19 protein-coding genes are annotated in these 21,571 nt (G+C 74.1%); 7 read left to right on the top strand and 12 right to left on the bottom strand.

Features of this window, described 5'->3' with window-relative positions:
* Positions 1–106: 106 nt before the first annotated feature.
* Positions 107–1,138, bottom strand: coding sequence for an AMP-binding protein (locus tag IE225_RS19945; RefSeq protein WP_190058924.1), 1,032 nt, complete (start codon positions 1,136–1,138; stop codon positions 107–109).
* A gap of 512 nt (positions 1,139–1,650) precedes the next feature.
* On the opposite strand from IE225_RS19945, the gene IE225_RS19940 reads away from it, so the two are divergent.
* Positions 1,651–2,097, top strand: coding sequence for a nuclear transport factor 2 family protein (locus IE225_RS19940; protein ID WP_190058923.1), 447 nt, complete (start codon positions 1,651–1,653; stop codon positions 2,095–2,097).
* A 344-nt stretch (positions 2,098–2,441) separates the two neighbouring features.
* On the top strand, positions 2,442–3,752 hold the full coding sequence (locus tag IE225_RS19935; protein ID WP_229879791.1) for an IS701 family transposase: 1,311 nt from the start codon (positions 2,442–2,444) through the stop codon (positions 3,750–3,752).
* Positions 3,753–4,011: 259 nt separating this feature from the next.
* Here the strand turns inward: IE225_RS19935 and IE225_RS19930 are convergent, their stop codons facing one another.
* Positions 4,012–4,512: a cupin domain-containing protein gene (locus IE225_RS19930; RefSeq protein WP_190058922.1), complete on the bottom strand. Its 501-nt coding sequence runs from the start codon at positions 4,510–4,512 to the stop codon at positions 4,012–4,014.
* A gap of 288 nt (positions 4,513–4,800) precedes the next feature.
* Between IE225_RS19930 and IE225_RS19925 the strand changes: the two genes are divergently transcribed.
* On the top strand, positions 4,801–6,288 hold the full coding sequence (locus IE225_RS19925) for a flavin monoamine oxidase family protein (protein ID WP_190058921.1): 1,488 nt from the start codon (positions 4,801–4,803) through the stop codon (positions 6,286–6,288).
* Positions 6,289–6,459: 171 nt separating this feature from the next.
* The gene (locus IE225_RS19920) at positions 6,460–7,077 is read left to right on the top strand and encodes a DJ-1/PfpI family protein (RefSeq protein ID WP_268250006.1); all 618 of its coding nucleotides are present in this window, start codon (positions 6,460–6,462) and stop codon (positions 7,075–7,077) included.
* A gap of 180 nt (positions 7,078–7,257) precedes the next feature.
* Here IE225_RS19920 and IE225_RS19915 read toward each other — a convergent pair whose 3' ends face one another.
* Positions 7,258–8,607, bottom strand: coding sequence for a helix-turn-helix domain-containing protein (locus tag IE225_RS19915; RefSeq protein WP_190058920.1), 1,350 nt, complete (start codon positions 8,605–8,607; stop codon positions 7,258–7,260).
* Positions 8,608–8,889: 282 nt separating this feature from the next.
* Here IE225_RS19915 and IE225_RS19910 point away from each other — a divergent pair, with 282 nt between their 5' ends.
* Together IE225_RS19910 and IE225_RS19905 are read left to right on the top strand one after the other, a co-directional pair.
* Positions 8,890–9,054 (top strand): hypothetical protein, encoded by a 165-nt coding sequence (locus tag IE225_RS19910; RefSeq protein WP_190058919.1) that lies wholly within the window; start codon positions 8,890–8,892, stop codon positions 9,052–9,054.
* 382 nt (positions 9,055–9,436) lie between these two features.
* The gene (locus tag IE225_RS19905; protein ID WP_190058918.1) at positions 9,437–10,390 is read left to right on the top strand and encodes an NAD-dependent epimerase/dehydratase family protein; all 954 of its coding nucleotides are present in this window, start codon (positions 9,437–9,439) and stop codon (positions 10,388–10,390) included.
* 244 nt (positions 10,391–10,634) lie between these two features.
* Here the strand turns inward: IE225_RS19905 and IE225_RS19900 are convergent, their stop codons facing one another.
* The 8 genes from IE225_RS19900 to IE225_RS19865 all read right to left on the bottom strand — a co-directional run bounded on the left by IE225_RS19900 (position 10,635) and on the right by IE225_RS19865 (position 19,268).
* Positions 10,635–11,396, bottom strand: coding sequence for an SDR family NAD(P)-dependent oxidoreductase (locus IE225_RS19900; protein ID WP_190058917.1), 762 nt, complete (start codon positions 11,394–11,396; stop codon positions 10,635–10,637).
* Positions 11,397–11,569: 173 nt separating this feature from the next.
* Complete coding sequence (locus IE225_RS19895) at positions 11,570–12,394, bottom strand: enoyl-CoA hydratase/isomerase family protein (RefSeq protein ID WP_190058916.1); 825 nt, start codon at positions 12,392–12,394, stop codon at positions 11,570–11,572.
* Between the two features lies 1 nt (position 12,395).
* Entirely contained in the window at positions 12,396–13,433 is a 1,038-nt protein-coding gene (locus tag IE225_RS19890; RefSeq protein ID WP_190058915.1) for a 3-oxoacyl-ACP synthase III family protein, read from the bottom strand.
* Positions 13,434–13,883: 450 nt separating this feature from the next.
* Positions 13,884–14,531 carry a helix-turn-helix transcriptional regulator gene (locus IE225_RS19885; protein ID WP_190058914.1) on the bottom strand — a complete coding sequence of 216 codons (648 nt, stop codon included), beginning with the start codon at positions 14,529–14,531 and terminating at the stop codon, positions 13,884–13,886.
* Positions 14,528–15,103: a flavodoxin family protein gene (locus IE225_RS19880; RefSeq protein ID WP_190058913.1), complete on the bottom strand. Its 576-nt coding sequence runs from the start codon at positions 15,101–15,103 to the stop codon at positions 14,528–14,530. The genes IE225_RS19885 and IE225_RS19880 overlap by 4 nt, the downstream gene beginning before the upstream one ends.
* Before the next feature lie 121 nt (positions 15,104–15,224).
* Entirely contained in the window at positions 15,225–16,784 is a 1,560-nt protein-coding gene (locus IE225_RS19875) for an FAD-dependent monooxygenase (protein ID WP_229879789.1), read from the bottom strand.
* Entirely contained in the window at positions 16,781–18,343 is a 1,563-nt protein-coding gene (locus IE225_RS19870) for a class I adenylate-forming enzyme family protein (protein ID WP_190058912.1), read from the bottom strand. The genes IE225_RS19875 and IE225_RS19870 overlap by 4 nt, the downstream gene beginning before the upstream one ends.
* Positions 18,344–18,398: 55 nt before the next feature.
* Positions 18,399–19,268 (bottom strand): arylamine N-acetyltransferase family protein, encoded by an 870-nt coding sequence (locus tag IE225_RS19865; protein ID WP_229879787.1) that lies wholly within the window; start codon positions 19,266–19,268, stop codon positions 18,399–18,401.
* Between the two features lie 531 nt (positions 19,269–19,799).
* On the opposite strand from IE225_RS19865, the gene IE225_RS19860 reads away from it, so the two are divergent.
* Complete coding sequence (locus IE225_RS19860; protein ID WP_190058910.1) at positions 19,800–20,195, top strand: guanyl-specific ribonuclease; 396 nt, start codon at positions 19,800–19,802, stop codon at positions 20,193–20,195.
* A 332-nt stretch (positions 20,196–20,527) separates the two neighbouring features.
* Here the strand turns inward: IE225_RS19860 and IE225_RS19855 are convergent, their stop codons facing one another.
* Positions 20,528–21,562: a Gfo/Idh/MocA family protein gene (locus tag IE225_RS19855; RefSeq protein WP_190058909.1), complete on the bottom strand. Its 1,035-nt coding sequence runs from the start codon at positions 21,560–21,562 to the stop codon at positions 20,528–20,530.
* Between the last annotated feature and the right edge of the window lie 9 nt (positions 21,563–21,571).

Genomic DNA, 21,571 nt, shown 5'->3' with positions numbered 1-21,571 from the left:
GCGCCCGGGCCGCCCGGCCAACCCGGGCGGCCCGGGCCACCCGGACACGGCAGTGCCCCCGCCGGCCGGCGGGGGCACTGCCGTGCGGGGGCGACGGCGCGGGAGGTCACAGCAGGGGCGGCCCGGGCAGGGCCGCCGCGTACTCCCGGCGGCCGAGGTACTCGATCCTCCGTACGCCCAGCAGGGCCGCGCAGGTCTCCTCCGTGGCCGCTCCCAGCTCCGGACCGGTGACCACCACGCGCCGCAGGACACCCAGCTCCGAGGGGTCGTCGGGCGCCGCGGCGACCAGGCCGTAGAGCACGGTCTGCGTCACGAACACCGTCTCCACCCGGTGCACGCGGACGGCGTCCAGCAGGTCCGGGATGTTCATCAGCTCCGGCATCACCACCACGGCGGCGCCCGAGCGCAGCGCGTGCAGCGCCAGGAAGGACAGGCCCTCCCGGTCGGCGAACGGCACCCCGGCCAGGACCCGCTCGCCGGCGTCCAGCGGGTGGTCCGAGGCCAGCAGGGCGAGGTCGGCGGCGAGGTCGGAGTGGGTCAGCCGGACGCACCGCCGGGAGCCGGCCGAGGGGTGCACCACGGCGATGTCACCGGCCGGGTCGATGTCCACCGCCGGCTCCGGCGCCGCGGTGGCCGCCAGGTCGAGCACACAGCGCCGGCCGTCGGCCGGCTCCAGGGTGAAGACGCCCTCGACGGGGCGGATCCCGGGGGCGAGGCCGCGGCACACCCGCAGCGCGGCCGGCAGCAGCGCGCGCGAGGCGATCAGCCACCGGGCGCCGCTCTCGGCGAGCTGGGCACGCAGCGCCGTCTCGGTGGTGCGGCCGTCCATGACGTAGACGACCGCGCCGGCGCGCGAGCAGGCGTGCAGCACCAGCGGATAGGCCGTCAAGTTGGTGCCGAGCAGCGCCACGACGTCGCCCTGCTCGACGCCCGCCCCGGCCAGGCCGGCGGCGAGCCGGCGCGTGGTGCCGGCCAGCTCCCGGTAGCCGACCGCGCGGCCGGTCGTGCCGTCGACGACCGCCGGGCTGTCGCCCCGCGGGGCGGCCTCGCCGAGCACGGTGTCGTGCACGGGCAGCTCGACCGCGAACTCGTCGTCGAAGGGGGTGATCGGGTCCTCGGGGAGATCGAACGTCGCCATTCCTTCCTCCGGTCGTCGATCCGGGGGCCGCCGGCCGGCGCCTCCGGTGCTGCGGGCCCTGCTGGGAACGTGGTGGACGGCGAACGGGACGGGCCCGGCGGTCCGCGGCGCCCGGCGAGCGGCCGGGACGGCCGGGAGGGGCCGCCGGCCCGGGGGAGCGGCCGACGGGAAGGGCCCGTGCGGCGCGGCGGCCCGCGGTGGCACGGGCGGGGCCGGTGACGGCCGTTCGCGCACCGGCGTACCCGCCGCGGCGGCGCGCCGGGATCCACCCGGGACCCATCCGGGAACCACCCGGGATCCACCCGGTGGCGTGCGTCGCCGCGCCACGCGCTCGCCACCAGGAAGTCTCGGGCGCGCGCGGCGGTCCCGTCACCGACCTCGCGAAGTACGGGCCGGGCAACGGCAGGTTCTCGCGGGGCGCGGCAGGGACGGCTTCACCGGTGTCCGGCGGTGCTCCGTGGCCCGTCCCACGGCCGCGCGGCCGGCCCTGCGCTGCCGGAAGGAGAGACCTCGTGCGCCGTGACGGTGAGCGGGCCAGGAACAACGTCGCCCTGGTGCGGCGGATGTACGAGCTGTTCGGGTCGGGCGAGCTGGACTTCCTCCAGCGGGAGGTGTTCGCCCCGGACGTGGTGTGGACCCGGCCGGGGCACAACCCCACGGGCGGGGTCAGGCAGGGCCCGGACGAGGTGATCTCCCTGTTCGCCGGGCTCAGCGCCACCGGCGTCAGCGTGGAGCTGGTCCGGGCCGACGCCTGGGGCGACGACACCGTGCTCGAGGTGCACCGGGTGCGCGGCGAGTCCCGCGAAGTCCTCCTCGACGTCTTCGACTGCGCCCGCTACCGGGTGCGCGACGCGCGGATCGCGGAGGTCCGGGTCTACACGAGCGACCAGCACGCGGTCGACACGTACTTCTGGACGGCCTACGACCTGGCGCCCCGCTCCGACCGCTGGACCGGGTGAGGTCTTCCCGTCCAGCCCGGCCGGCCCCGTCCACGCCGCCGCTCCCCCCTTCCTCGCGGCGCGTGTCCGCCGCCGCGTCCTCCCCCGACCGCGGCGGCTCCCCCCGGGGCCGGTCCGCACATGACCGGGCCCGGCACCCGCACAGGGTGCCGGGCCCGGCCGCGTGCCGCACCCTCCGTCCGCCTGTCAAACTGCTTGTCAACCACACGACCCGGCACCGTTCGTGTCGCCCTGTCACCCAGCCGCTCTGTCCGGGACTTCGCGGAACACTTGATTTACTAACAACTTTACTGTAATCAACTATAGTGTGTTAACAAGCTGGGGTGCCTCAGGCAGGGGGATCCATGTCTTCGAACGCTGACCCGAACGGCGTGCGGGAGCGGGTCCGGACGGACGGTCTCGCCGAGTACTGCGCGTATCTCTTTTCTCCCTTCGCACGCTCCGACCAACGCCGCTGGGGCGAGGTCTACGTGCGCGGACTGCTCGACGCCAGTGGCCGCAAGACGCCGGCCCGCATCTCCGAGCACGTCCTGGGGCGTCGTGCCTCCCAGTCGCTGCAGCAGTTCGTCAGCCAGAGCCCGTGGGAGTGCGCCGACGTCCGCAAACGCCTGGCGGAGCAGATGCTCCTCGCCGCCGACCTGGAGGCCTGGGTGGTGGACGAGGTGGTCTTCCCCAAGAACGGCAGCCACTCGGTGGGGGTGGCCCGGCAGTACGTGCCCACCGAGGGCCGTACCTGCAACTGCCAACTGGCGCTGGCGGTCTCCCTCACCACCGAGGAGGGCAGCGTGCCCGTCAACTGGCGGCTGCTGATGCCGCCGCTCTGGGACGACGACGAGCGGCGGCGCGGCGCCGCCCGGGTGCCGCAGGCCGAGCGCCACCGGCCGCGCTGGCGCCACGTCCTGGACAGCCTGGACGAGATGGTCCAGGACTGGGACCTCAAACCCGCCCCGGTGCTCGCCGACTGGCGCCACGAACCCGACGTGCTGCCCCTGCTGGAGGGGCTGGAGGCCCGCGGCCTCGGCTACCTGATCCAGATCTCCGGCGGCGCCCCGCTGCTGGCCACCCCGTCGGGCAACGGCCCCGTGATGCACCTGGCCGCCGCCTGCGACCTGATGCACACCGTCGGCCGGCGCAGCGCCCGGGTCACCCTCGCCTGGCGGGAGGGCGTGGAGAGCCGCACCCGGCAGTCCCAGTTCCTCGCCGTGCAGGTCCCGGCGGGCCCCGGCGGGCCGGCCGCACGGCAGGCCGAACGCCGCTTCCGCCGCCCCCGCCAGCTCCTCGTCGAATGGCCGGCCGGTCGCCCGCAGCCGCGCGCCTACTGGGTGACCAACCTCGGCTCGCGCCGGCTGCCCGACCTGGTCTCCACCGCGAAACTGAGCTGGCGCTCCCGCTACGACCTCGGCCGGCTGCGCGAGGAGTGCGGGCTCGCCGACTTCGAGGGCCGGTCCTTCCGCGGCTGGCACCACCACGTGACCCTGGCCTCCGCCGCCCACGGCTACCAGGTCCTGGAACGGCTCACCGCCCGCCGCGCGGCCGGAACCGCCCGCCGCGCGGCCGGAACCGCCCGCCGCCCGGCCCCGCAGCCGATGCTCTGCGCACCGCGCTCCCGCGGGGCCTTCACGGGCGGCCGCCGCCGTGCCGGCACGGTGAACTGAGCCCCGCCCGGAGGCACCCTCCGGTCCTCTCCTCGCTTCTCGTCCGTCCGTCTCTTCCGCGTCTTCCCCGTCTTCCGCGCTTCTCGTCCGTGCTTTTCCTCCGCGGTTCCCCTGCACGGCACCTCCGTGTTTTCCTTCCGTTCTCCCGCCGTACCCACCGGCGGGAGAAAGGGAAAACCCCGCGGCCTTCCGCGGGGTTTTCCGTGTGCCGTACGGCCGGGTGCGGACAGCACGCCGGACGGAAACGAAACGTTCCGGATCAGGCCGCCCGGCCCTCCGCGCGGACCTTCGCCCACACCTCGCTCTGCACCGAGTGGCTGTCGAATTCGGCCTCGACGGCGAGCAGTTCCTCGTACGCGGCCTGACCGTTGACGATCCGGCCCAGCAGCCGGAAGTAGTCGAAGCGGTCCACGCCCGGCGCGATGGTGATCAGCAGTTCGGCCGGGAAACCCGGCGCGGCGGCGAAGGCGTGCGGCATGTGCGGGGGCACGATCACCAGGTCGCCCTGCGCCGCCTCGATCACCCTGTCGTCGTTGAGGAACTGCGCCCTGCCCGCGAGCACGTAGAACATCTCCGACGACTTGGCGTGGTAGTGCGGCGCGGAACCGTCGGAGCCCGGCGCCAGCTCCACCCGGTGGCAGCCGAGCGCACCCGCCGTGCGCTCCGCGTCCGTCAGCAGATACGCCGCACCGGTGGCGTGGGTGAGCGCCTCGGCCTCGGACCCTCGCACCAGGACGGGCTCATGGCGGAATGCGGTCATCCTGTTTCCCTTCTGAGAATTCCGGCGACCCTGCCGTTGTATCCGCAACGCATATTGCTGTCCACGGAACTTGACGCAGTACCGGAGCAGCACTCGGACATTTCCCCGAAGCGGTGCCGAGTTGACGAATATGGGCGCGCATCGACATGAGGGCCGCGTCGTCCGTTCCGCCGTTCCGTCGCGATCCTGTCGCACTCGGCCGAAGCCGATCACACCGATCGCACCTGCCGCACCTGCCGCACCGGCCGTACCGATCGCGCCGGTCGCACCTGATCGAAGGGGGATCCCGTGAGACAACAGCTCAACCGAAGAAGCCTGCTGGGCGCCGGCGTCGCGCTCGGCGCCGGCGCCGCGACCGCCGCGGTGGCCACCCCGGCGCAGGCCCGGGCCGCCCAAGCCGCCGACGCCGCCGACGTCGTCGTCGACACGGTCGTCGTGGGCGCGGGACTCGCCGGACTGGCCGCGGCCCGCAAGCTGGTGGCCGGCGGCAAGAAGGTCATGGTGCTGGAGGCCCGCGACCGGGTCGGCGGCCGGGTGCACGACGTGAGCCTAGCCAACGGCGGCACGATGGAACGCGGCGCGCAGTTCACCGGACCGACCCAGACCCGGCTCCAGGCACTGGCCGCCGAGCTGGGCGTGCGGACCTTCACCGGCTACAACACCGGCGACAGCGTCTACTACACGGCCGACGGCACCGCGATCCGCTACAGCGGAGCCCTGCCGCCCATGGACGACGAGTCCTACCAGGCCCTCGGCCAGGCGATGTACCAGCTCGACACGCTGGCCTCCACCGTCCCCGTCGACGCCCCCTGGACCGCCGCCAAGGCCGAGGAGCTGGACGCGCAGACGTTCCACAGCTGGATCGAGGGCAACGTCTCCAACGACACCGCGCGCACCATCCTGCACCTGATCTCCAACGGAGCCCTGTCCGCCGAGTCCCGGGACATCTCCCTGCTGTGGGTCCTCTTCTACATCGCGGTCTCCGGCAACGAGACCAATCCCGGCAACCTCACCCGCCTCACCAGCACGCTCGGCGGCGCCCGTGACTCGCGGTTCGTCGGCGGCCCGTACCAGATCGCCACCAAGATGGCCGTGCAGCTCGGCAGCCGGCTCGTGCTCAAGGCGCCGGTCCGGCGGATCGTCCAGTCCGGCGGCAGGGCCCTCGTCGTCGCCGACGGCCTGTCCGTCGCCGCGAGTTCGGTCGTCGTCGCCCTCCCGCCCACGCTGGCCGGGCGCATCGCCTACAGCCCCGCGCTGCCCGCCACCCGCGACCAGCTCACCCAACGCTTCCCGCTGTCCTCCATCGCCAAGGCGATCGCCGTGTACGACAAGCCGTTCTGGCGGGACGCGGGCCTCAACGGGCAGGTGGCCTCGCTGACCGGCACCACCCGCTCCACCTTCGACAACTCGCCGCCCGACGGCTCCTACGGCGCCCTGCTGGCCTTCCTCGACGGCGACCAGGCACGGGCGGTGGAGGAGCGGAGCGACGCCACCGTCAAGCAGGCCGTCCTGGACGACCTGGTGCACTACTTCGGCGCGAAGGCCGCCACGCCCACCGAGTTCGTCCTCGGCCGCTGGGACGCCGAGGAGTTCTCGCGCGGCGGCGCGCCCGGCTTCACCGCGCCCGGCGTGCTGACCCGCTTCGGCACCGCGATCCGCCGGCCCGCCGGCGTCATCCACTGGGCCGGCGCGGAGACCGCGACCTTCTGGAACGGCCACATGGAGGGTGCCGTCCGCTCCGGCGAGCAGGCGGCGGCGGACATCCTCAAGGGCTGACCACGGCCCGATTCCCCCGTACGCACCCACACGCGAGGCCGTGCCCGGACCGGTCCTGCGCCGTCGTCCTCGGCGGACGGCCGGCCCCGGACGGCGCACGCACCGAGCACCCACCGAGCACCCACCGAGCACACCCAGCCAGCCGAGGACGCCGAACGGAGGAACGGTGCCGTGCAGCCGACCGGGCAGTTGACCGGACAGAGGATCGCCGTCCTGATGGAGAGCGACTTCTACGAACCCGAGATCTCCTACTACCGGTGGCGGTTCGCCGAGGAGGGCGCCGAGGTCCACTTCCTCACTCGGCTGTGGGGCCACGACCGCCTCGTCTTCCACGGCCACGAACACCGGCTGCCGTTCGAGGTCACGGAGTCCCTGGAGGACCTCGACGGGGCGGCGCTGCGGGAGTACGCCGCGCTGATCGTGCCCTCCGGCATGGTGGCCGACCGGCTGCGCTACACCGAAGACCCCGCCGTCCTGCCGCCGGCCGCGCGCCTGCTGCAACGGGCGTTCGCCGAGCCGTCCCTCGTCAAGGGCATCATCTGCCACGGCATGTGGCTGGCGGCCCCGGTCCCGTCGGTGGTGCGCGGCCGCCGTGCCGTCGTGCACAACAACCTGCTCGGCGACCTGCGCAACATGGGCGGTGTCTACGTCGACCGGGACGTCGTCGTCGACGGCGACCTGGTCACCGCCCGCACCGGCGACCACTGCCACCTGTTCGCCCGCGCGGTCATCACCGAGCTGGCCCGCCGCGGCCGGCCCGCGGGCACCGCCGCGCCCGGCCCGCACTGAGCGCCGCAACGAACGGAACGAGGAAGGACCGAGAAAGGACCGAGGAAGAAGGACGAGACCGAAGAAGGGCGAAGGGGAAGCGAAGCGGGGACGAGAGGGAGGCGAGAGCGACGGAAGGGGCCGGGAGCCGACGGGCGCGCCCGGCCCCTTCCGCGGGTGTGCTCCGCCGTGTCGCCGGACTCAGCGGTGCTGTTCGGTCAGCGCCTGCTCGGGGACCGGCTGCGGGCGCAGGCCCACGTCGGACAGGGCCCGCTGGTAGGCGCTGAGCGCGTCCGCCGTACGGCCCTGGCGCTGCCAGAAGTCGCCCAGCAGGCGCCACAGTTTGGCGGCCTTGCGGCTCGGCGGGAGCTGGCCCAGCTGGCGTGCCACGCCCTGCAGGGCGGCCTCGCCCCGGTCGGGCCGGCCCGCCGCGAAGTACGCCTCGCCCAGGACGAGCCGGGTCTCGGCGACCTCCGTGGACTCCTGGACACCGAACAGCCCCAGCGCCCGTTCCGCCAGGTCCACGGCCTCCTCCGCCCGGCCGCAGCGCAGGGTGGCGCGGGCCACGCCGAGTTCGGCGAGCGCGCGCTCCAGGCTGGTGCCGACGTCGCCGAGGTCGTCGCGGGCCTCCTCCAGGAACTTCAGCGCCCGCTGCGGGTCCGGCGGGTCGGTGTCCAGCAGCAGCGTGCCGTACGCCCCCTTGAGCATGGCCTGGTGGCGTACGTTGTCGGTCTCCGCCATGAGCACCAGGGCCCGTTCGATGAGGGCGAGGGCCTCGCTGGTCTGCCCGCGGGAGTGCGCGACCAGGCCGGCGTTCCAGTAGACCGAGCCACGCGCCACCCGGGAGCCCGTGGCGTCCGCGGTCTCGATCAGCCGCTTGGCGAGCAGGTGGGCGCGGGTCAGATCGCCGCGCATCTCGTAGCAGCCCAGCAGCGTGGTGCCGAGCTGGACGTGGTCGTCGGTGACCGACAGGCCGAGCGAGTCCAGCGTGCGGAGGGCCTTCTCGCCGATCTCGATGCTCATGTCGAGGTCGCCCGCCGCCCGGTAGCACCGGCACAGGGCGATGGCCAGCTGGGACCACTCCGCCGAACCCGCCACCGTCTCCGGCGCCTCGAAGAGGCCGTGCAGCAGTTGCAGCGCCGCCTCGACCCGGCCCAGCTTCTCCATCGCCATGGCTTGGCCGAGTTTGGCCCGGCGCAGCGACTGCTCGTCGAGGAGCGGGGCGGAGGCCAGCACCTCGCTGTAGGACTGGAGCGCCTCGCCGTTCGACCCGTTGCGCAGGGCGATGTCGGCGAAGGCGATCTTCAGTTGCAGCTCCTTGACCCTCGCGTCGTCGCGTCCGGTGCGCAGGTACTCGACGGAGCAGCCGACCCGGGCGGCGAGCGTCTCCAGGACGGCGGGGGAGGGGATCCGCTTGCCGGTCTCGATGAGGGAGACGTAACTGACGGAGATGTCCTCGGACGCCAGGTCCTGCTGGTTCAGACCGCGTCGCTGGCGTTGCTCCCGCAGTCGCCGCCCGATGCCGCCGGCTTCGCTCGGTGAGGGTTTCATGTTTCTCCAGGGGGCGTGCTGCCATGCCCTTGATCACAAGCATGGAGTGGGTAAGGGGCACGGTACGACTACCCTGTTTACCGATACTTTACTGGCTTGTCAATGTGGCCGCCTCCTTGTTGACCGAAGTCCGACCCTGCTTGGCGGGCGGACACCTGTTCCTTCGTGCTGCCCCGGTAGCGGCCCGGATACTGTGTCATGTCCTGTTGACTGACTGTGTTGGTTTTAATTGACTACCTCTGTCAAATTACTCGGCCGACCGGACAGGAAAGGATCGGAACCATGGTCGAGAGGCTGTCTGCGCGCATCCTCGGAGCCGTGTTCGGCGCTGTGCTGATCTTCGCCGTGCCCGCGGTGGGCCTCGGCGCCGCGGCGGGGCCCACCGGCGGCGCCGCGCACCGCGTGGCCGCCGGCATTCTGGTCGCGCAGGACCAGCGCTGCTGCTAGGCGCGGCCGGGAGGGCGGCGGGTCATGACCGCGTTCCGCCGAGGGCTCCGGGACGCCCGGACGCCCCTTGGGCCCGGCGGCTCCTCTCCACCACCGGCCCCGCCCGCGTCGCACCCGCCGGCCGCCGACCCGGTGCCTGCGGAGAACGCCGCACGGCGCGCCGGTCGCACGGCGCGCCGGTCGGGTGGGGCGTCCCCGGTCCGCGGGGCCCGGTCCCCGGCGCGTCCGGTCCGGCGTTCCGCCCCCTGCGCGGCCGGTCGTCCACCCCGTCGAGAAATGTGACCGGCGTCACATCGATCGGATGTCACGGCGGCGGTTCCCCGACCCGTCGTGCTTTCACCAACCCTCCCCGGGCAGCCGGGGCCTGATTCCTGGAGTAGTCATGCGAGTTCTCGTCGCCGGAGGGACCGGCGTGATCGGCCGGCAGCTGGTGCCGCTGCTGCGCTCTGCGGGCCACGACGTGGTCGTGCTCTCCCGGCCGGGCCGCAGCGCGAACGCCGCCGAGCGGCTCGGTGCCGCAGTCGTCACGGGCGACGCTCTCGACCGCGCCGCCGTCGCGTCCGCCGTGCGCTCCGCCGCCCCGCACGCGATCGTCAACATGCTCACGGCCATCCCCCCGGCGATCAACCCGCGCCGGCTGGCCAAGGACTTCGAGCTGACCAACCGGCTCCGCACGGAGGGCACCCGCAACCTGCTCGAAGCCGCCCGCGACGTCGGCGTGCGCCGCGTGGTGGCCCAGGGCCTCGCCTACGCCTACGACCCCAGCGGCAGCGGCCCCGCCGACGAGGAGGCGCCGCTGTGGCAGAACCCGCCCAAGCAGTTCGTGCCGGTGCTCGCCGCACTGCGTGACCTGGAGCGGCAGACCCTGAGCGCCCAGGGCGCCGTCCTGCGCTTCGGCCACCTCTACGGCCCCGGCACGATCTACGCCCCCGACGGCTCCTTCGTGCAGCAGGTGCGCGGCGGCAAGGTGCCGCTGGTCGGCGGCGGCACCGCCACCTTCTCCTTCACCCACACCCGGGACGCCGCCTCCGCGGTCGTGGCCGCCCTGGACTCCGACTACACCGGGGTGCTCAACATCGTCGACGACGAGCCCGCCCCGATGCACGTCTGGCTGCCGGAGCTGGCGGACATCCTCGGCGCCAAGCGGCCCAAGGGCGCGCCCGCGGCGCTGGCCCGCATGGCCGTCGGCGGCTGGGGCGTCGCCTTCATGACGCAGCTGCGCGGCGCGGACAACTCCCGCGCCAAGCGCCTGCTCGACTGGACGCCGCGGTACCCCAGCTGGCGCAACGGTTTCACCGTGGAGCTGCGCGACGCCGCGACCCCGACCGCGGCCTGAGCCCCACTCCGACCGCGACCTGAGCCCCGGCGCGGCGCACCCTCCCCGCGTGCTCCCGCGCACCCCGCCTCCGTGGCCCGCCGCCCTCCACGCCGATCCGGCGCGCAGGGCGGCGGCGCGTGCGTACGGCCGGGCCGGGGCCATTCCAGGCCCGGTCGGCCGGGGACCGTTCCGGACCCGGTCGGCCGGGGACCGTTCCGGACCCGGTCGGCCGGGGACCGTTCCAGGCGCAGTCGGCCGGGAGTCATCCCAGGCCCAGCCGCACCGCTCCGTCCAGACGGATCACCTCGCCGTTGATCATGGGGTTCTCCACCACGTGGGCGACCAGGGCGGCGAACTCGTCCGGCCTGCCCAGCCGGCCCGGATGCGGGGTCTGCCGGATCAGCGAGGCACGCATCCCGTCCCGCAGCCCGGCCAGCATCGGCGTCTCGAACAGCCCCGGCGCCACGGTCACCACCCGGATCGCGTGCCGGGCCAGGTCCCGGGCGAGCGGGAGGGTCATCCCGGTGACGCCCGCCTTGGAGGCCGCGTACGCCGCCTGGCCGGGCATGCCGTCGTAGGCGGCGATCGACGCGGTGCACACCAGGACCCCGCGGTCGCCGTCCTGCGGCTCGTTGCGGGCCATCGCCTCGGCCGCGAGCCGTACGACGTTGAAGGCGCCGAGCAGGTTGACCCGCACCACCTCCTCGAACTCGGCGGCGGGCAGCGGGCCCCGGCGGCCCAGCACCAGCCCGGTGCGGGCGCTGCCGGCGCAGTTGACGGCGATGCCCAGCCGTCCCCGCCGTACCGCCTCGGCGACCGCGGCGGCGACGGCGTCCTCGTCGGACACGTCGCCCGGCACGAAGCCGACGTCCCGGCCGAGTTCCGCCACCGCCTTCGCGCCGCGCTCCGCGGACCGCCCGGTCAGCACCACGTCGGCGCCCGCCCGGAGCAGCCTGCGGGCCAGGGCCAGTCCCAGCCCCGAGGTGCCGCCCGTGACGAGGGCGACGTTCCCTGCGATCTCCACCTCTGTCCTCCCTGCGTGCCTGCGTCGCGTGCCTGCGTCCCCGCGCCCGTGCCCCGCCGGTCCCCGCGAGTGTCCCGGTGCGTCCGTGCCCCGTCGTCCCGTCGCCCGTCGTCCCGTTGTGCCGCTGTCCCGTCGCCCCCGTCGCCCCCGTCCCTCAGCGGCCCCGGAACCCCTCAGCGGCGCCGGAACGCGGCCGGGCGGCGTTCCGCGAAGGCCGCCATGCCCTCCCTCGCGTCCGCCGTCGCCGCGGCCGCCCGCAGCGTGGTCGACTCGTCCTCCAGGTGCTCGGCCAGCGCCCGCCGCGCCGCCGCCCGCAGCAGCCGGCCGGTCTCGCCCAGGGCCCGGGTCGGACCGGCGGCGAGCCGCTCGGCCACCTGCCGGGCCCGCTCGGCGAGCCGCCCCGCCGGCACCACCTCGGTGCACAGCCCCCACGCGACGGCCTCCTCGGCCTCCAGGACATGGCCGAGTAGCGTCATCCGCTGGGCCCGGCGCAGCCCGATCAGCTGGGGGAGCTGGTGGCTGGTGGCGGCGTCGGGGGTGAGGCCGATCGCCGCGTACGCGGAGCGGAAGGTGGCGCCCTCCTCGGTCAGCAGGACGTCGCCGAGGCAGGCCAGGCCGAGTCCGGCGCCCGCCACGTGTCCGCCGGCGGCCACCACCAGCGGGGCGTCGTTGGCGACCAGGCGGGCCAGTGCCGCGTGCAGATGGCTGGTCACCTCCAGCAGGTGGCCCGGGACGTCGTGCTGCTCGCGGAAGCTCTTCAGGTCGCCGCCGACGCAGAAGTGCGGGCCGGCCCCGGTGAGCAGCACGCACCGGGCGGTGGCCACCTCCGGCAGGTGGACGGCTTCGTGCAGTTCGCGGGCGAGCGTCAGGTCGATGGCGTTGCGCCGCTCGGGCCGGTTGAGCAGGACGTGCGCCACCCCGCCCCGGCGGGTGACCCGGATCGTGCCGAACTCCCGCACGGCGGGCGGGAGTCCGGCGGTCGTCGCGGTGACGGTCATCTCAGGCGCCCAGCAGGAAGTCGTCCGGGGCGGTCCAGCGCACCACGGTGCCGCCGTGGCTCATGCCGGCCCCGAAGGAGATGAGCACGACGTTGTCGCCCGGCTTGATGCGGCCCGCGTCCAGCGCGTCGCGCAGCGCCAGCGGCACGCCCGCGCCGGAGGTGTTGCCGTAGCGCTCGACGGTGGTGAAGGTGCGCTCCGCGGGCAGGCCGACCTTCTCCATCAGGGCGTGGATCATGTGGTAGTTGGCCTGGTGGAAGATGATCAGGTCGATGTCCTCGAGGGTCAGGCCCTCGGCCTTCACCAGCTGCCCGACGAAGCCCGGGATGTGCTCCAGGGCGAAGTCGCGGACCGAACGGCCGTGCATGTAGGAGAAGTTGTCGCCGAACGCGGACTGCTTGGGGCTGCCGTCCGCCCAGGTCCGCAACTCCCGCTTGACGTAGGCGGTGTGGTACGAGCTCGGGTCGCTGGACAGCAGCGCGGAGCCGACGCCGGTGCCCGACACGGTCGGCTCCAGCAGGTAGCAGGCGGCGCCGTCGCCGAAGATGACGCCCACCGTGCGGTCCTCGGGGTCGAACAGCTTGGTGTTGACGTCGGAGAGGACGACCGCGACCCGGCGGTAGTCGCCGGACTTCACGAACTTGGCCCCCACGTCCAGCGCGAAGACCCCGCCGGGGCAGCCGCCGCTGTTGACGTCGAAGCCGGGCACGCCCTGGATGCCGGCCTTGCGCATGATGCCGACCGCGGCGGCCGGGATCATGTGGTCCGGGGTGTAGGTGCCGCAGATGACCAGGTCGAGCGAGTCCGGGCTGACGGCCGCGCGGTCGCAGGCGTCCAGCAGGGCGGCGGCGCCGAGGTCGGAGGTCCACTCGCCCGAGGCGGACCAGCGCCGCTCCCTGATGCCGATGTTCTTGCTGATCCACTCGTCGGTGGTGTCCAGCATCTGCTCCAGGTCGGCGTTGGTGACGATCCGGTCGGGGACCCGGCCGCCGACGGACCGGATGCCGACGCCGTGCGCGGTGTGCTCGGTGAGTTCCATCTGAACGCGACTCCTGTGCGGATCGGGTGGGGTGTCGTGGGGTGGGGGCCGGGGGCGGCTCGTGTGCGAGCCGCCGCCCCTGCCCCGTGCAGCGGCCGAACCTCATGGGCCTTCGGCACTCCGACCCGTCCTCGTGGGAAAGGGCCCGGATTTCCTCGCCGCACCACCAGATTCCCGGAAAAGGGGAAAAGCGGTGCTGCACCTGTGGGGTGCCCGGTCGGGGTACCCGAACGGGTAGGGTCGGGAAATGCGGAGGAAAGCGCGGGCGGGCGGGACAAGACGGATACCCGTGGAAGACGGGCCGCTTTTACGGCGCGCCTTCCACGGGTATCCGTCCTCTTTTCCGGAACAGCTCCCGCAGGTTTCGCGAAGAGCCCCGCGGGCGGCCTGCGCAGGCAGCCCCCGCGAGCGGCGATGTGCGCCCCACCTGCGCGGACGATCGGTCTCCGATCAGTTTCCGATCAGCCCTTCCTGGAGGGCGAGCGCCACTGCCAGGGTGCGGTTCGGTGCGTTGAGTTTCGCCAGAAGATTGGTCACATGGCGTTTGATGCCGTGTTCGGTGATGCCGATCCGGCGGGCTATCTGTTTGTTGCTGAGACCTTCGGCGAGCAGGTGCAGCACTTCCTCCTCGCGCGGGGTGATGGAAATGCGCCTGGAAATCCGGGGCGGTGGCGGGGCGTGCCGGGACCGGGTCATCAGCCGCCGGGCCACACCCGCGGGCAGCGGCAGGTCGCCGGCGTTGACGCGGTGCACGGCCTCCCGCAGCCGGTCCACGGTGACCTCCTCCCGGATGAGGAAGCCGTCCGCGGCCAGCGCGGTGTCCTCGTCGACGGCGTCCAGATCGGGACCGTCCAGCAGCAGCAGCGTCCTGGCCCCCTGCCGGGCGGCGGCCCGCACCAGCGCGGGGGTGCCCTCGTCCGCGGCGAGGCACACCACGAGGCCGGGGCGCTGCGCGGGCAGCAGGGGCAGCGCCTCCGCCGCCCCGGGGCAGGCCCACACCGAGCCCACCCCCGGGACGCTGCGCAGCATGGAGCGCACCCCGTGGCTGAGCAGCTCGTTGCCGACGACGACCAGGGCGGTGACTCCGCCGTGGTTCACCGCGCCACCCCCGCGAAGGCCCGGGCGGTCAGCGCGACCCGCCGCCCGAGGTGCCGGGCGGTCTCCGCGTCCGCCTTGGTGACCGCCTCCGGGCCCTGGTCGGTGTTGGCCTGGGCGCCGGTGCCGAGGGTGATGCCGAGCCGGTTGAGGTCGTGCTCGGAGCCGGTCGAGGAGCACCAGCCCGGGGTCAGGTCCAGGTTGATCCAGTGCATGCCGTGCTGCGAGGCGAGGATGGAGAAGTACTGGAGTGTGTGCAGCTTGTCCCCGTTCATCGCGCCGGCCACGGTGAAGCCCGAGGCCAGCTTGTCCTGCCAGGCGCGGTCCGCCCACCGCTTCGACGTGGCCTGGGCGAAGACGTGGAAGGCGGCGGACGCGGTGCCCATGTAGGTCGGCGCGCCGAAGACGATGGCGTCCGCCGCGTCCAGTACCGCCCACTGCTCGGCGGTGATCGTGTCCACGGCGATCAGCACGGCGTCGGCGCCCGCCTCCACGGCACCGTCGCGCACCGCCTCGGCGAGAACCGCGGTGTGCCCGTTTCCGGAGTGGTAGGCGATGGCGACGGTGGTACCCATGTGCGAACTCCCTTGGAACGTCGGGTGCGTCAGGTGTACGGCGGGCGGCGTGCGCCGGGCGGTGTGCACCGGCGGTGTGCGGCTGCGCGCCGGTGCGCCGGAGCGGGTGCCGGCGGCCGCCTCAGGGACGGCCGGGACGCTCCGGGCCGAAGGCCGCGGCCAGTTCGGCGCGCAGCCGGTCGGTGTCCCGCGCGTGCCCGTGCGCCGCCACGTGGCCGTCCGGCCGGACCAGGTGGTACCCCGCCCGCCGGCAGCCGGTGAGCGGCCCGGCCTGCCCGCCGGTCAGCCGCACCACCCTCAACCGCGGGTGGTGCCGCGCCCAGGGCGCCCCAGCGAAGAGTCCGTCAGGTCCGGTGAGCACCAGCGTCCAGGCGTTCGGATCCGCCTGCGGGCCGACGATGCCGTGCGCCAGCGCCGGGCGGCGGGCCAGCACCCGGCCGGGCCGGGCACCGCAGGGCAGCCGTCCGGAGGGCGACTGCGTCTGCCGCTCCGGCCGGTAGGCCAGCCGCCGCCCCGCCATCACCGGCGCGTAGTACCTGGACACCGCGCCGGTGCGCTCCAGCAGCCGGAACGCGGCGTCCCGCGCGACGCGCTGGACCCGGTTGCCCGCCATCCAGGCCCTGGTCTGCACGTCGGTGTCGCGCACGATGCGACGGGTCGCCTCGGCGCGCTCGGGCCCGTAGGACAGCAGCAGCGAGACCGGGGAGGTGCCGTGCACCACCGCGGCCAGCTTCCAGGCCAGGTTGTGCGCGTCCTGGAGCCCGTTGTTCATGCCCTGCCCGCCGGCCGGGCTGTGCACATGGGCCGCGTCGCCCGTCAGGAACACCCGCCCGCGCCGGAACTCCCGCGCGCGGCGGGCGTGCACCCGGAACACCGTGTGCCACACCGGCTCGGTGATCCGCACCCCGCGCGGCCCGCGCTCGTCGACGATCCGCTGCATCATCGGCACCGTCACCTCGCCGCCGCCCCGGGGCATCACCGACAGGAAGCGGTGGACCCCGCCGGGCATCGGCACGACGACCAGGGTGCCGGTGGGCGCCTGGTAGTACAGCACCCGGTCACCGGGCAGGTCGCCCTCGACGTGCGCGTCGACCAGCGCGAACGCCATCTCGTACGTGCTGCCCTCGAAGCCGATGCCGAGCTGGCCGCGCACCGCGCTGCCCGCCCCGTCCGCGCCGACGACCCACGGCACACGGGTGCGCTCCACCCGGCCGTCGGGGTGCTCCAGCAGCGCCGTCACCCCGTCCGTGGCGTCGATCGGCCCGTCGAAGGACACCCCGTCCAGGCACAGCAGCCGCACCCCGTGCTCCACCTTGCCGCCCAGCTCGCGCAGCCGGGCGGTGAGCAGGCTCTCCGTCACCGGCTGCGGCAGGGTCCGCGAGGCCAGGTCCTCGGCGAAGTCGAAGGTGGCCAGCGGGCGGCCGTCGGAGAAGTAGCTGAAGGCGTTGATCCGGTTCGACGCCCGCCGTATCTCCTCGCCGATGCCGAGGTCCTCCAGGATGTCCAGGGCGCGCGGCCACAGCGACAGCGCCTTGGGCGCCGTCATGGGCCGCTCGGCCCGGTCCACGATCCGCACCCGCACCCCGCGCCGGAGCAGTTCGCAGGCGGCCAGCAGTCCGGTGGGGCCGGCCCCGACGACCAGGACGTCGACGTCGGCCCGCACCGCGGTCCGCGCGGTCACGCCTTCTCCTTCAGCCGGCGCGCCAGCTCGATCCGCTGCACCTTCATGGTGGCGGTGCGCGGCAGCTCGCTCAGCGGCAGGTGCACCGGCGGCGCGAGCTGCGGGAAGCCCGCGGTGGCCGCCCGCCAGCGGTCCGGGTCCAGCGGCGCGTCCCCGCGGGTGCACACCACGGGCACCGGCTCCCGCCGGGGGCCGGGCACCAGCACCAGTTCGGTCAGCTCGGGCAGCCTGGCCAGGACGGCGTCCTCCACCTCCAGGGTGCTGTGCACGCCGGGGATGTGGTCGACCTCGCGGTCCAGCAGGTGCAGGCAGCCCCACCTGCTGCGGTAGCCGATGTCCATGCCCCGCCACCAGGCGCCGTGCACCTGCTTCAGGAACCGCTCCTGCTCGCCGTGGTAGGTCACCGCCCGGCCCGGCGTGCGGACGTCGATGTAGCCGGGGTGGGCCTTGGAGGGGCGCTTGCCGTCGCGGCCGACCAGCCGGAACCTGGTGATGCCCGGCATCGCGTAGCCCAGGCAGCGGCCGTCGGCCTTGTGCGCGCCGCGCCGGGTGTAGCCGCGGCCGACCAGCGGGCCGCACTCGCTCTGGCCGTAGATCTGGAAGAACAGCGCGCCCCGCCGGTCGGACGCCTTCAGCAGCCGGTCCATGGTGCCCGGGTGGATCGCGTCGAAGGTGCTGCTGAAGTACTTGACGTTGGCGAACGGGCGGCGCGGGTCGTCGGCGACCTCCTCCCACTCCATGAAGGAGTTGGGGTGGGTCTCCAGGAATCCGGGGCGCAGCCGCGCGAACAGTTCGGCGGCGTTCTGCGCGCTGCCGTCCTCCATGATCAGCACCGGGAAGGCGCGCGGCAGCACCACCGCCATCGCCAGGAACATCCGCGAGTGCACGAACGACACGTGCACCGCCACCGTCTCCCGCTTGCGGATCAGCGAGAAGAGCCGGTTCTGCGGCCGGAACCGGCCGCGCAGCGTGCGCGCCGAGTGCACCACCAGCTTCGGCAGGCCCGTGGTGCCCGAGGTGTGGGTCATCAGGGCCGGCTCGTCCGGGCCGTTGAAGACCGGGGCCCGGCGCGGCGCGCCCGCCAGCTCGGCCAGCGACACCGCGCCCTCGCGGTGGCCCGCCGCCAGCACCACCCGCTCGGTCAGCTCGGCCAGCGGGGCGTCCGCCAGCGGACCGTCGAGCTTGGCGGTGTCGGTCAGCAGGTACGGCCGCTCCAGCCGCCGCAGCAGCGCGGTGACGCTCGCCCCCGGCAGGGCCGGGGAGAGCATCACCGGCACGGCGCCGATGCGGGAGGCGGCGCTGGCCAGGATGTAGATGTCGAAGTTCGAGGTCTTGTGGACGGCGACGTGGTGGCCGGGGCGGACCCCGGCGGCCCACAGCCGGGCGGCCACGTCGTCGACGAAGTCGGCCAGCCGAGCCACCGTCAGCTCCCGGCCCGCGCCGGGGAAGACGTCCAGGTCGTGGTCGAGCGTCAGCGGCGTGCCGCCGTGCCGGGCCGCCGCGTGCTCGGCGACCACGCCGAGGTACAGACCGCTGCGGCGTCGGGGGATCCGGGACATGGCGTTGTCTCCTTGACTGCCTCGAAGAGGTCTCGGCCGCCTCGGGCGGAGGCGGTCACTGGGCGGGCTGCTCGGCGGGCTCCTCCACGAAGCGCTTGCGCAGGAACTCGGCGTCCTCGGGCCGCAGGGTGATCCGGAAGGCGTCCTGCAGCGTCTCGACCACCTCGTCCGGGGTCAGTTCGGCGTGCTCCACCCGGCCGTCGGGGTACTGCGTGGTCAGCACCGTGTTCTTCAGCACCAGCCGGGTCTTCTCGTCACCGCGCTGGGCGATCAGGTGGCTGAGCCCGCCCGGCGGCATGAACACGGAGCGCGGGTCGGCGTAGGAGAAGTGGTTGACCATGTCGAAGTCGATGAAGTGCTGCGGCTCCAGCCACCAGGCGTAGACGTCGAACCAGCCGTCCGCGTGCAGGCTCTGCAGCAGCCACTCCTCGCCGTCCTGCTGCAGCCGCCAGGTCCACTCGCCGACGGTCACCGAGCCGTCGTGCCGGAACGGCAGCGGTTCCAGCGGGCTCTCGTCGCCGAAGCCGGGGTCGGCGAACCAGATGTCGCCGTCGACCTCCACCAGCAGCACGACGTGGGAGCGGGTGCGGACGGCCCGCGAACCGCGGCGGACCCGGGCGAGGTGGCGCACCAGCGGGAAGCCGAGCCGGTCCAGCGCGGCGGCGAACAGCAGGTTGCTCTCCAGGCAGCAGCCGCCCTGCCCGCGGCGCACGATCTTGTCCTGGACGCTCTCGATGTCGAGGGAGATCCGCCGGCCGACGGCCGAGTCCACGATCTCCCAACTGATGGCGTCGGCGTGGGCGCGGTGCAGCGCGCGCAGGGTCTCCAGGGTCGGGGTACGCGGCCCGTCGTAGCCGACACGGGCCAGGTAGGCGTCGAGATCGAGCAGCTCCGTCTGCCACTCCGGATCGGAACCGGAGGGCATGGGAAGGACACTGCGGGCCATCGGGCGAACCTCTCTTCGGGGCTTCGTGGTGTTCCGCCGGTGGCGCACCGCGGTGCGCCGGCGGTGACCGGGCGGCGCGTCGGCGGTGACCGGACGGTGCGCCGGGCGCGTCGCCGGCCGGTGACGCACTGGAAGTGTGCGAAAGGCCGGCGAGGGGGCGGGGGAGGCGGTGAACAGTCCGTCAGATGGCGGGGGAGTCAGTCAGGTCGGCCGCGCGGCGGATCGTTCCGGGGGTCCGGCCGGTCCGGTCGTACGCCACCGCGGGCGGCCTCCGGTACGGCTCCCGCGAGCCTTCCGGAGGAGCGCGAACGGGGCGGTGGTCGGGGCAGTGGTCGGGGCAGTGGTCGGGTCGGCGGCCGGGCCGGCGGTCGGGTGGGAGCGGGGTGTGTGAGGGCGGCGTGAAGGCGGGGCGCGGCAGATTAACTTCCGGGAAAACCAACCGATTTGGTGGACAAAATCTCCGTTGTTGACATTGACATGCCATGCTCTACGCGCGTCATCATGAGGGCCATGAGAATCCCCCCACGCGCCACCCGGATCGGCGCCGCAGCCGCCCTCCTGTCCGCCCTCCTCGTCGGCGGCACCGTCTCCGCCACCACCGCGGACGCCGCCGCCACCTCGGTCGGCAGCATCTGCTACAGCGACCTGCCCTCCCAGGCGTACGACACGCTCGACCTGATCGAGCAGGGCGGTCCCTTCCCCTACGCGCAGGACGGCAGCGTCTTCCAGAACCGCGAGGGCGTGCTGCCCTCGCAGCCGACCGGCTACTACCACGAGTACACAGTCGTCACCCCCGGCTCCTCCACCCGCGGCGCCCGCCGCATCGTCACCGGTGAGGAATACCAGGAGGACTACTACACGGCCGACCACTACGCCACGTTCGACCTGATCGACTTCGGCTGCTGACCGCCGCGGGAGCGGACCCGGCGCCGGCCGGCCGGTCGGCCGGCGCACCGGTGGATCGGCCGGTCGGTCAGCCGGTGGGCCGGGCAGCCGGTCGGCCGGCCGGTCACCGGGGGCCCCGCCCGCGGCGGGCCGGGCCTCCGGCTCCCGCCCCGGCCGACTGCTGCCGGGCCACTCGCCCGGGTGCCCGCGGGGGCGCCCCGCGGCGGACACCCGGCGGGAATCACGCCCCGGACGGGCGCCGCCTCGTCCGTCGGCAGGACCCCTCGCCTGCCCGGGCACCACCTCGTCCGCGCCCGGCGGCTTCCGCTCTCCCCTGACGCCCCGGTCGGGGCTCACCCGGCGGCGCTCAACCCCTCCACCGCGTCCGCCCCCGGGATCTCCGCCAGGGCCACCGGCCGGCGCTCGCGGCGGGACAGTTCGCAGGCCTCGGCGATGCGCAGGGCCTGCAGGGCCTCGCGGCCGTCGCAGGGGTTGGCGCGCTCGCCGCGGACGACCTCGACGAAGGCGGACAGCTCCGCCTCGTAGGCGGGGCCGAAGCGCTCCAGGAAGCCGGTCCAGGGCTTGTCGGCGGCCGGGGGGCCGGTCGGCTCCGTGGAGGCGATCGGCGTGCGGTCGTCCAGGCCGACGGCGATCTGGTCCAGTTCCCCGGCGAGTTCCATGCGTACGTCGTAGCCGGCGCCGTTGAGCCGGGTCGCGGTGGCCGTGGCGAGGACGCCGCCGTCGAGGGTGAGGACCGCGGCGGCGGTGTCGATGTCGCCGGCCTCGCGGAAGACGGGCGGGCCCGCGTCGGAGCCGGTGGCGTACACCTCGACGACCTCCCGGCCGGTCACCCAGCGCAGCGCGTCGAAGTCGTGGACGAGGGCGTCCCGGTACAGCCCGCCGGACAGCGGCAGGTACGCGGCCGGGGGCGGCGCCTGGTCCGAGGTCATCGCGCGCACGGTGTGCAGCCGGCCCAGCCGCCCGGAGCGCACCGCCTCGCGCGCGCCGGCGTACCCGACGTCGAACCGGCGCTGGAAACCCATCTGCAGCACCGTGCCGGCCGCCGCGACCTCCGCGAGCGCGTGCAGTGTGCCCGGCAGGTCCAGGGCGATGGGCTTCTCGCAGAACACCGGCAGACCGGAGCGGGCCGCGCGCCCGATGAGCTCGGCGTGCGCCTGTGTCGCGGTGGTGATGACCACGGCGTCCACGCCCCAGCGGAAGATCTCGTCCACCCCCGGCGCCGCTGTCTCGCCCAGACGGTGCGCCAGCTCCTGCGCCCGCGCCGGCTCCGTGTCCGTGAGGATCAGGGAGCCCACATCGCGATGGCGGGCGAGAGTGGTCGCATGAAGGGTGCCGATGCGGCCTGTCCCGATGACCCCGATGCGCATGGAAACAAA

Origin of the sequence: Streptomyces echinoruber (assembly GCF_014651135.1) — a bacterium.
Classification (GTDB): domain Bacteria; phylum Actinomycetota; class Actinomycetes; order Streptomycetales; family Streptomycetaceae; genus Streptomyces; species Streptomyces echinoruber.
This window is presented reverse-complemented; position numbering and strand designations above follow the sequence as displayed.

What these genes read in the sequence shown, in the direction of transcription:
- IE225_RS19945 (WP_190058924.1), bottom strand. Translation starts at nt 1,138, where the DNA reads ATGGCGACGTTCGATCTCCCCGAGGACCCGATCACCCCCTTCGACGAC.
- IE225_RS19935 (WP_229879791.1), top strand. Translation starts at nt 2,442, where the DNA reads ATGTCTTCGAACGCTGACCCGAACGGCGTGCGGGAGCGGGTCCGGACG.
- IE225_RS19930 (WP_190058922.1), bottom strand. Translation starts at nt 4,512, where the DNA reads ATGACCGCATTCCGCCATGAGCCCGTCCTGGTGCGAGGGTCCGAGGCC.
- IE225_RS19915 (WP_190058920.1), bottom strand. Translation starts at nt 8,607, where the DNA reads ATGAAACCCTCACCGAGCGAAGCCGGCGGCATCGGGCGGCGACTGCGG.
- IE225_RS19910 (WP_190058919.1), top strand. Translation starts at nt 8,890, where the DNA reads ATGGTCGAGAGGCTGTCTGCGCGCATCCTCGGAGCCGTGTTCGGCGCT.
- IE225_RS19905 (WP_190058918.1), top strand. Translation starts at nt 9,437, where the DNA reads ATGCGAGTTCTCGTCGCCGGAGGGACCGGCGTGATCGGCCGGCAGCTG.
- IE225_RS19895 (WP_190058916.1), bottom strand. Translation starts at nt 12,394, where the DNA reads ATGACCGTCACCGCGACGACCGCCGGACTCCCGCCCGCCGTGCGGGAG.
- IE225_RS19890 (WP_190058915.1), bottom strand. Translation starts at nt 13,433, where the DNA reads ATGGAACTCACCGAGCACACCGCGCACGGCGTCGGCATCCGGTCCGTC.
- IE225_RS19880 (WP_190058913.1), bottom strand. Translation starts at nt 15,103, where the DNA reads ATGGGTACCACCGTCGCCATCGCCTACCACTCCGGAAACGGGCACACC.
- IE225_RS19870 (WP_190058912.1), bottom strand. Translation starts at nt 18,343, where the DNA reads ATGTCCCGGATCCCCCGACGCCGCAGCGGTCTGTACCTCGGCGTGGTC.
- IE225_RS19865 (WP_229879787.1), bottom strand. Translation starts at nt 19,268, where the DNA reads ATGCCCTCCGGTTCCGATCCGGAGTGGCAGACGGAGCTGCTCGATCTC.
- IE225_RS19860 (WP_190058910.1), top strand. Translation starts at nt 19,800, where the DNA reads ATGAGAATCCCCCCACGCGCCACCCGGATCGGCGCCGCAGCCGCCCTC.
- IE225_RS19855 (WP_190058909.1), bottom strand. Translation starts at nt 21,562, where the DNA reads ATGCGCATCGGGGTCATCGGGACAGGCCGCATCGGCACCCTTCATGCG.